Consider the following 9,787-nt stretch of genomic DNA (forward strand, 5'->3'; position numbering starts at 1 on the left):
ACACCGGCAGGACCATAACCTTCATATACGATTTCTTCGTATGCGTTCATATCCGTAGCGCCAACGCCCTTATCGATGGCACGTTGAATATTATCCTTAGGAATATTGTTTTCACGAGCTTTTTGTAAAGCCAATTTCAAACGCATATTACCTGTTGGATCGGCACCACCCATACGTGCTGCTACAGTAATTTCACGACCGATTTTCGTAGCCAATTTAGCCTTCAATGCATCGGTTTTACCTTTTTTATGTTTAATATTTGCCCATTTTGAATGTCCTGACATAGACGCCTCCTATTTATTCCACCATGCTTCGCCCCGCAGCCGATCAAGGATAATCGATACAGCACTACGCACAGATAAATGATTGTATTCACCATGGCCATATATAGGTTCTAAAATATAGTCAAAGCTTTCCATCATTTCTTTTGTCATACCATAACCGGTACCAAATAATACTAACACAGGGCGCCCCTCATTTTCAAGATGTTCACGCATCCGTGCATAGGAAATTGTATTATCATAGGTACGCGCATCTGTTGTCGCCACAATAGGTTTCATACCTTCTAGGTCTTCAATCATTCGCACTGCTACTGCAATAGAGTTAACCAACTCCACGCCGGTGAAAGCATCCTTGCGATCTGGATTGTAAGTAGAACCAAATCCAGATTTCCAATGTTCCATGATGGTACTCACCAGCTCACGCTGAGCAGGTATATTGTGAATCACAAAATATTTAGATACATCATAGGTAATAGATGCTCGTGCAATATCATGAATATCATAATTGGTAATGGCCGTCGTTATCACATCTTTATGCTTATTCATAATCGGATAATGAACAAGTCCAATATATAAGTTAGCCAATGCTAAATCTCCTAATTTCTAAACAACTTTCATTAACATATAGTGTCATCGCATCCATTATGAAGCACTAGACCGTGAACCAGCACTACCAAAGCCCGACTTTTGACCTATAGAAGAGGCTTTTTGACTTCTTCGCTTCTCATAGTCTTGATAAGTACGTCTCCCCAAAGAAGTACGCACATTTGAACCAGATGCGGTATATACATTTGGTTCCTCATAGGGTTTCAAAGGTGCTGCCACACGGTATGTCATAGTTCTTCCATCCATACGCGCTGTAGGGGGATTAAATCCATGGAAAATATAGTAGCCTGCAGCAATACTTGGCAAAAGTCCTGCTAGCCCTGCATCCCACACTAAATTGCCGCTAGTATCACGGTGAAAGGTAACTGAACGATTATCGTCATACAAGGCGGTTTCTTTTCCATCGCCATGGTTTAAAAGAGAATACCGATTACCTTGACTATCCTTTAATCGAACCTCTCCCTCATTTGCCTCTGGATAAACCTTATCACACACAGCATAGGAGATATCGTTCCAGTATGAATACACACCTACAAGACCAGCAACTGCAGCGAAAGCACCTGTAAGGTATATGGTTTTCTTACTTGGCTTATACATAAAACGCTCCCTTAGTGCACAGCACCGCTAATAACAAGAGCAAGACCTACAAAAATGCCAAATACAAGAATACCAGCAGCTGTATTACCACGCATAAGTTCTTCGGATAATTTATATTTACGATGCCAAATATTGATAAACATATAGCCCGTTACAAATAGTATAATACCTAGCACAGCGTATACAACACTGGCTACAATGCCATGTAACAGGGACGTATCAGCCGTAGTCACGGCTGGTGACATAATAACAGCGCGCAAAATTTCACCGATACCGATAAATGATCCCGCTGAAAGCCACGCCACAGCACAGTTACCACGCTTAATTTCTTCACTAAATTTTCCAGGCACGAAGAAATCGATAACCGTGTTCGCTGTCAACATCAGTATAATGCCAAAACAAGCATAAAAAATTGTCAATAATACATCTGGTATATAAATCATAATAAGCCTCCTAATAATATAATTTTGTATTGGATGTGTTGTTAGAGTTGCTGGTAGGATACAATCGTTCGCGTCCCGTATTATCCCCTAGTCGAACCATGGTCGCATAGTTATCGAGTATATGAGAGCTGATTAATGTACGATCAATAATTTTCCAATCCTCTTGTGTTAATTTTGATTGTTCACATACCTTAACCCTAGTTTGTCCATCCGTATTAGTGATGAGATACACCAAGTCCCCAGAATAAAATACAATAACTTCATGTCCCTCTTCTAAGTTATCCCGCTCGTTCTTAATATCACCATTCACAGAATCAATCAAATCTAATGCGGTACTAACAGGATCTAGTGTAGACGTGTATACATAGTCGCTATCCGAATCTGTTTTTGTATAATATGCAGATGTGTCATGCATATGTTCTTTTGCCGTGTAAGGTACTCCAAACATAGCGCGTATACTATGCCAAGACAAATCATTGTCCGACCAAAATAGAAACAGTAAAAATAGTACACCATACCCCACCCCAACAGCAATAGATCCAAACCTCTTTTTCATTGATTTGTTACGCATCTTTTGCTTAATAGCTTGAGCGGCTGCATCATTACAAAGACGAATGTTCACCAAGGGCACTCGTGATCCTTCGGCAAACATTTTTTTACCTTCAAACCACTCTTCTTCAAAGAATACACTAGCACCACCTTCACAAGGTAGCTGATATTCTCTATATCCTGCGCGGTCCCCTACGGAGGCACCACTTTCACCATCCACATCGACAACCTTTTCTAAGCCGATTTGATGTAATGTAAAATCTTTCCCCGGCCGAGTATGAAAGGATGTTCTAGATACGGTACACCATTCATTATCATTATACTCAATGGTTAACCATATTTTATCGATTCCCTCAACAGCCTCTAGTCCATATTCATGCCAATAATCACCAGGTGATTTGGTCATAGACGGCTGGCCCCTATAGGATTGTTCCTTATCTGCTTTTGGAATAATCTCTATATATTTAATTTTCTCAGTGATTACATAACGGCTGCCATGAACCTCTAAGACATCATAACAATTAAACTCCATACGCACCCTCGCTAAAATAGACATAACCATAACTGCTGTGAAGTAAACCTATTATCATTCGTTTAACATACTATATAGCCACAAATTCCATAGTATTTCGCTTACTCTATTAGTAATGGTACATAGTAGGCTTCTGTACCAGCTATCTCTTCCGGAGAAAAACGGCATCCTACCGCAGAAGCTTGATCACCAAGCATAAAACAGGATAAGGTTAAAAATCCATCTTTCACTCCACAATCAACTGTATGAGTAAAACGTTTCTGCTGTATAAAGTCTTGATACATAACCTTTTTACTATCGCGACAAACAATATCGTCATAGTTATCAACTAGCTTTTCCATGTAAATCTCAGATGTATCACCACGCTTTTGAACAACTTGTACATGCCTTCCTTCACGGCCCCAAATCTCCTTTTGAATATAAAGGCCATCATCAAGAGAGAAAAAATCATTTTCAAAATAGGATGGTGCCAAATAAAGCTCGATGATATCTCGATCTGGTTTGGTAAAAAATTGATCTGTTAAATACAATGCATATACTAAGGACATAAATGATTTGTTTTGTAAAATAATTGCCTCTGGCGGATTAAAAAGAGCAAATCTATTCTCCTCGTACAAATCTAAGAACATCTCACCCAAAGGTTCATTATCAGGTGTTTGTTCATCAATCAAAAGTTCCATGGGATGCAATCGATATAATAGAGTCGCATGACTACCATCTTCTAAAGGGATGCCCTCATCATCAATCTTCATATCATAAAAGGATATGAATCGCGTATCTGCCTCAGGACAGGCTGTTTTTAATTCCTTCATAAGGAATTGTGTTGTACCGTAGTCTTCAAAATAATCATGAAAACAAGAGAATACAAAGGGATCCTTAGGTAAGCGCTCTCTATTTGCCCGCATAGATTCATATTGGTTTCTACCATACTTAGCAGATAAAACAGCATCATACATGCGCTTTAAAAATGTATGTAATTCTTTTCGGCATTCTATATTAGGATGTTTTCGTCCTACATAATTAGCTGCAACTTCATTGGCATAATAGCTTTCAATAAGAAAACATGGCGTATCCGCATTAAGTTCTACCATCCGCAAATTGCCATTTACATCGAGAACAAAATCAAAGCGTGATAACCACGTTGGTAACCCTAAGGCATTCGACTTATGTAAATAAGGAATTAAATTGTCTGGCATATCCATATTTCGAGCAAAGTCATCTGGTGCCATTTGAAATACTTTTGCAGCTTTACAAAATATTTGAAATAATCTACGTGAAGCATGGCGAATTTCATCGTAAAAGTCGGATGAAAAGGCCTGCATAGACAAGGAAGTATACCGATCATCATACCCTTCATATTCCACGAAATTAAATATATTTCTATCAAGCTCATCAATATAGGATTTCATTGTTCATCCTTTCATTAAGAGGCACCGCTCGAAGTTCGAGCCCCTACACTACCAAAGCCATACTTTTCACCAATTCTATGTGCTCGATTACTCGTTTTAGTATTATAACGATTTCTAGTCATCTCATTAATAGTCCTAGCCACTCTTACACTATTAGATTTGCTAGCGCCTGTATTTGCATCAAAAGGTGTAAGTGGCGATGTAGCACGATAGGTCATACTGGGTGCATCCATATATGCCGTTGGAGCTGAAAAGCCATGGAACGCATAGTAACCTACCGCCAAAGTTGGAATCAAACTGGCTAAGCCTGCATCCCATATAATATTACCTTTCTCATCACGATGAAAGGTAACAGATTTTTCTGCATCATCATAGAGTGCAGTTTCTTTTCCATCACCGTGATTAATCAAGGTATAGCTTTTACCTTCATCATCAATGAGCCGCACTTCACCATTATTTAATTCTGGTTTGGCCACATCACATAGAGCATAGCTAATATCGTCCCAATACGAATAAGCACCTACTAGAGCTGCTATAGATGTAAAGGCTATGGCTATATAAACAGTATTCTTACTTGGTTCATACATATAATATTCCTTCGTTTAGTTTCGTAACTGAAATCAATACTATATCAATCTTTTATTATATTTGATAACGTCTTACGACCCTGTTTATTCTTTAATTCCACCATATACGCATATCGTAACAATATTTCACTGTCATTTCTAATAGTCGCTATACGTCTATCCTCCGAATCTGACAAGTTTTTTAATTGCCCCACTTCAACATACGTAGTGCCATTAACCACACTAATAACAGATACATCTTTAGTCGTATAAATGACAATCCACTGCTCAGGGGACTTAGTATCTTGTTTAATAGTATAAACCTTGCCATACACAGCATCGATAAGATCGATAGCCGTTGCATTTGGATCTTGCTTTGACGTATATACCATCAAACCGTCTTTTGTACCTTGCGGTTCATAATAATAGGAATCTTTAATGCGCTCTTCCATGGTATATGGGAATCCAACTTCATCACGCAATTCATGCCAAGACATATCTTCTATAAACAAATATCCCAAAAATAATAAAATGATTCCCCAACTCAGACTCAATCGTGTCCATTCTTTTCTGCGAGCTGCATTACGAATCTTTTTACTCGCTGCTTGAGCAGCCTGATCTCGCCGTCGATGTACATCAGACAAACGAATCCGCTCACCTTGAGCTTGGTCCGTCAAACCACCATGCCAGCCCTCAATAAAGAATACATAGGTTTTATCCTTTTTAATTGATCTATATTCTTTATAATCTGCTTTGTCGCCACTTCTAGCCTTCGATTGTCCCTCCACAGCTACGACACGTTCTATACCTTTATCATGTAATCTATATCCTGCAGGAGGGGTTGAACGTAAAACTGTTTCAGAAAAAGTGCAGTATTCTTTTTCACCGTTTACAATGGTAAGCCATTTTTTATCCGTCCCATTAACGGGCATAAGACCATATTCTGTCCAAGACTGAGCTCCTTTGGAAACACCCAGTTCTTTTTTATAATTTTCATCATTAAGATCATAACGTATTGTTTTATCAACAATAAACTCTTGATAAGAAATGACCTCCCCGACTACATATCGTTTTCCCTGAACCTCAAGGACATCGTAACAATTAAACTTCATAAACAACCTCGTTAGAGTAGCAATACTTATATACGCATCTAAACTACTCTCTCTCCTAAACGGGATTTAATGAAATTAAGCTTTAAAATAGCCTATCCGCTCATGAATCGTTTCATTTTCAATAATGGAAATGCCATACTGCTGCCCTATTGTAGCTTTTACAAGAACATTTGCTACGTCAGCCGTCTTTACGGGTTCTTGGCTCATTAATATATGAACTTTATTGATAACACCAAATACAGCACAGCTAATGCGTTCTACCAACTTAGGTTCTTCTCGAATCAATGTAGCTGGACGAGCAATAACAATCGCTTCAAAAGGCAACTCTAAAATAACATCTTCTAATTGTCCTTTCATGGACATATAGAAGAATGGAGACTTTGGATTTGCTCCCAAAGAGGATACTAAACCATATTTTTTCACACCATTTTGAGCTGCAATGCGTGCCATTTCATACTGATACGTATAATCTACGGTCCATTGTGCTTCTTTAGAGCCCGCTTGTTTACGGTTTGTACCCATAGCAGAGAATAAAATATCCCCTGTCACTAAGTGTGCCCATTCACGAGGTTCATCAAAATTAACAATATGAACTGTTACCTTTGGAGATGTATATGTTACTGGACGACGTACAAATACATGAATGTCTTGAATCTCATGATTATCAATTAACGTGTCTACAATATGACTACCGACTGCACCAGTGGCGCCTAATACTAACGCTTTCATTCTTCACCTTTAAGTCTTACAGACTCTTCCTCAACTATCTCTTTTAAAAGCTTAATCTCTTCTTTTGTTAATGGACGTTCCAATAAATCTGGACGTAACAACCGAGTTCTTTTAAGAGCTTCTTTTTGACGCCAAGTAGCAATATTTTTATGATGACCACTTCTCAATACATCTGGAACAGCCCAGCCTCTAAATTCAGGGGGCTTTGTATATTGAGGACATTCTAACAAAGGTTCATAAAAAGAATCCTCCTGTGCCCCACTCGCTGCACCTAGTACACCTGGAATCATGCGAGCTACTGCATCGGCTACAACCATAGCTGGCAACTCACCACCAGTTAATACATAATCACCAATAGAAATCGTTTCATCTACTAAATGTTCCTCTACACGGTAGTCTACACCTTCATAATGACCACAAATGAGGACTATTTGATCGTATGTAGCTAGTTCACGAGCCTTCTCCTGTGTGAAAGGCTGGCCTGTAGGACCCATGAAAATAATACGACGTCGTATACTTTCACTAGGATTACCAATAAGACTCATTTCATCACACATCTCATCAGTAGTATAGGTACTGTTAAGCGTATTGTCATATTGGACAATAACAGATTCCACCGCTTCAAATATGGGAGGCGCCATCATGAGCATACCAGCCCCACCACCATACGGTGTATCATCAACTTGACCATGTTTATTATGACTAAAGTCTCGAGGGTTAGTTACACCCATAGACAATCGTTCTGCTTCGATAGCCCGTTTTATGATGGAATGACTAAAAAAGGCATCAAAAAACTCAGGAAATAAAGATACGATATCGATACGCATAGACCGTCCCCTATACTTATTAACTCACATAAACTCATTAGCATTATCTATATATAGCTATATTATATAACTTTTACCATAATATACCTATATGTAGATAAAACAAAACCGCCTAAAGGATTATATCCATTCAGGCGGATCTACGATCATTAAATTATTTTCCACGTCGATGTCCTTAACAACATCTTCAATGGCTGCAAATAATTGATCTGGTTCCCCATCTTTGGAAACCACATAGACATCATTAGCACCCGGTTGTAATACATCAGTCACTGTGCCAAGCACATTGCCTTTTGTATCTTGTACTTCGAGACCAATAATATCAAAGATGTAATAGCGACCTTCTGGCAATTCCACTAAATCTTCACGACGCACTTGAATTTCTTTCTTACCGAATAATTCAGCTGTGTTGCGATCAGGAATTTCCTTAAAGGATGCTAATACAAATTGTTTGTGAAATCGTGCGGATGCAACGTGGTATTCTTTACCATCGATGTAACAGGCATCCATATGCATAAACCGTTCTGGAAAATCGGTTTGAGGCATAATACGAAGATCACCCCGCACGCCGTGCGGGGCGATGATAACACCTATTGTGATGAAATCGTTAGGCTTCATTATTGACGAAACGCAACGATTTTACCGTCTTCTAATAGGATTTCAGCGCCCATCATGGCATCCAAATTATCCCCGATTTTAACGGTAACTGTTTGCTCTAATGTACCTTGAGGAATTTCAGTTCCTAAGGATAATTCTTGAGCGTCTTTCAATTTAGCTGTTACTTCTTCTTTGAAAGCCAAGCGTTTATTTTTCTCTTCGTCGATTTGTTGACGAATTGCAGTAAGACTTGTCGCATCAACTTTAGCTGCATCAGCTAAAATACGTTGAGCTTGAAACTCAATTGCTTCCAAATCTTTATTCACCATATCAAGGCGAGTTTCAAGATCAGATACAATTTTCGCTTTCAAGTCTTCTGTTACTTTTGCTTTTACTGCTACAGGGACACGTAATGTCATTTCTTCCATTGGAATACTCCCTTTTAGACAATATCAACAGATATCTTTTTGTTCTCTTTAATAGCCGCCGCTTTCACCACAGAGCGAATTGCTTTTGCAATTCGACCTTGTTTTCCGATGACTTTACCCATATCCTCTGGAGCTACATGAAGTTCATAGACCTCAACATTGCCCTTTTGGACCATGGTAACAGAAACGGCATCAGGCTGCTTCACTAATGATTTCGCAATTAATGAAATTAATTCTATCATCACAGTATGCCTCTCTATTAATTACTTTTTAGCGTCAGCAAATTTTTGCATAACGCCTTGTTTTTTGAACAAGGAGCGAACAGTGTCAGTAGGCTGAGCACCTTTAGCTAACCAAGCCAAAGCTTTTTCTTCGTCTACATTAACGATAGCTGGTTGTTTAGTAGCATCATATTGACCAATAGTGTCAACAGGACGACCTTCACGTGGAGCACGTGCGTCAGCAACAACGATACGGTAGAAAGGAGCTTTTTTAGCACCTAAACGAGTCAAACGAATTTTTAACATGTGAAATTCACCTCCTTATACTGATATGGGTGGACAGGTTCAGCGCCCCTGCCCATGTATTACATAAACGGTAATTTAGGCATTCCAGGGAAGCCGCCCTTACCGCCACGTAAACCTTGCATGCGCTTCATCATCTTCCGCGCTTCTTCAAATTGTTTCAACAAGCGATTTACATCTTGTACCTGAGTACCAGAACCTAATGCAATACGCTTGCGGCGAGAACCATTAAGAATACTTGGATTTTCTCGCTCTGCTGCCGTCATGGATGTAATGATGGCCTCAATACGGCGCACCTCTTTACTATTCAAATCAAGGTCTTTCAATTGATCCTTAATTTGTCCCATGCCTGGCAACATACCAATAATATTTTGTAATGGCCCTAACTTTCTCACTTGGTTCATCTGTTTCAAGAAGTCATCCAAGGTGAAATTGTTTTTCGCCATTTTCTTAGCCATTTCACGAGCTTCTTCTTCATCGATGGCGCCTTGTACATTTTCAATCAATGTTTTAAAGTCGCCCAAGTCGAGGATACGAGAAGCCATGCGGTCTGGATAGAATACATCGAAACCATCCATTTTTTCGCT

The 9,787-nt window shown here is 39.1% G+C and carries 13 protein-coding genes and 2 pseudogenes; all 15 read right to left on the reverse strand.

The window, feature by feature from the left end:
* Positions 1–284, reverse strand: a pseudogene (locus QZ548_RS04955) (YebC/PmpR family DNA-binding transcriptional regulator); the annotation flags it as partial.
* A 9-nt stretch (positions 285–293) separates the two neighbouring features.
* A complete protein-coding gene (locus QZ548_RS04960) occupies positions 294–866 on the reverse strand; it encodes an RNA methyltransferase (RefSeq protein ID WP_295868797.1) in 573 nt (190 codons plus the stop codon).
* A gap of 57 nt (positions 867–923) precedes the next feature.
* Positions 924–1,484 carry a hypothetical protein gene (locus QZ548_RS04965; protein ID WP_295868800.1) on the reverse strand — a complete coding sequence of 187 codons (561 nt, stop codon included), beginning with the start codon at positions 1,482–1,484 and terminating at the stop codon, positions 924–926.
* 11 nt (positions 1,485–1,495) lie between these two features.
* The gene (locus QZ548_RS04970) at positions 1,496–1,927 is read right to left on the reverse strand and encodes a DUF350 domain-containing protein (protein WP_295868803.1); all 432 of its coding nucleotides are present in this window, start codon (positions 1,925–1,927) and stop codon (positions 1,496–1,498) included.
* A 10-nt stretch (positions 1,928–1,937) separates the two neighbouring features.
* A complete protein-coding gene (locus tag QZ548_RS04975; protein WP_119206523.1) occupies positions 1,938–3,008 on the reverse strand; it encodes a hypothetical protein in 1,071 nt (356 codons plus the stop codon).
* Between the two features lie 101 nt (positions 3,009–3,109).
* Positions 3,110–4,417, reverse strand: a complete 1,308-nt coding sequence (locus tag QZ548_RS04980; protein WP_295868805.1) for a glutathionylspermidine synthase family protein — start codon at positions 4,415–4,417, stop codon at positions 3,110–3,112.
* A 14-nt stretch (positions 4,418–4,431) separates the two neighbouring features.
* Positions 4,432–5,004, reverse strand: a complete 573-nt coding sequence (locus QZ548_RS04985) for a hypothetical protein (RefSeq protein ID WP_295868809.1) — start codon at positions 5,002–5,004, stop codon at positions 4,432–4,434.
* 44 nt (positions 5,005–5,048) lie between these two features.
* Entirely contained in the window at positions 5,049–6,095 is a 1,047-nt protein-coding gene (locus QZ548_RS04990) for a DUF4178 domain-containing protein (protein ID WP_295868811.1), read from the reverse strand.
* A 75-nt stretch (positions 6,096–6,170) separates the two neighbouring features.
* The gene (locus tag QZ548_RS04995; protein ID WP_295868812.1) at positions 6,171–6,824 is read right to left on the reverse strand and encodes an NAD(P)H-binding protein; all 654 of its coding nucleotides are present in this window, start codon (positions 6,822–6,824) and stop codon (positions 6,171–6,173) included.
* Positions 6,821–7,651, reverse strand: a complete 831-nt coding sequence (gene trmD / locus QZ548_RS05000; protein WP_295868815.1) for a tRNA (guanosine(37)-N1)-methyltransferase TrmD — start codon at positions 7,649–7,651, stop codon at positions 6,821–6,823. Before trmD ends, QZ548_RS04995 begins: the two co-directional genes overlap by 4 nt.
* A gap of 120 nt (positions 7,652–7,771) precedes the next feature.
* A complete protein-coding gene (gene rimM, locus QZ548_RS05005) occupies positions 7,772–8,269 on the reverse strand; it encodes a ribosome maturation factor RimM (protein ID WP_105090323.1) in 498 nt (165 codons plus the stop codon).
* Positions 8,269–8,676: a YlqD family protein gene (locus QZ548_RS05010; protein ID WP_105086221.1), complete on the reverse strand. Its 408-nt coding sequence runs from the start codon at positions 8,674–8,676 to the stop codon at positions 8,269–8,271. Before QZ548_RS05010 ends, rimM begins: the two co-directional genes overlap by 1 nt.
* Positions 8,677–8,690: 14 nt before the next feature.
* Entirely contained in the window at positions 8,691–8,918 is a 228-nt protein-coding gene (locus QZ548_RS05015; RefSeq protein WP_004695567.1) for a KH domain-containing protein, read from the reverse strand.
* 21 nt (positions 8,919–8,939) lie between these two features.
* Positions 8,940–9,203: a 30S ribosomal protein S16 gene (gene rpsP, locus QZ548_RS05020; protein WP_004695565.1), complete on the reverse strand. Its 264-nt coding sequence runs from the start codon at positions 9,201–9,203 to the stop codon at positions 8,940–8,942.
* A gap of 59 nt (positions 9,204–9,262) precedes the next feature.
* Positions 9,263–9,787 (reverse strand): annotated as a pseudogene (locus tag QZ548_RS05025) (signal recognition particle protein); the annotation flags it as partial.

Source organism: uncultured Veillonella sp. (assembly GCF_915069625.1).
GTDB lineage: Bacteria > Bacillota > Negativicutes > Veillonellales > Veillonellaceae > Veillonella.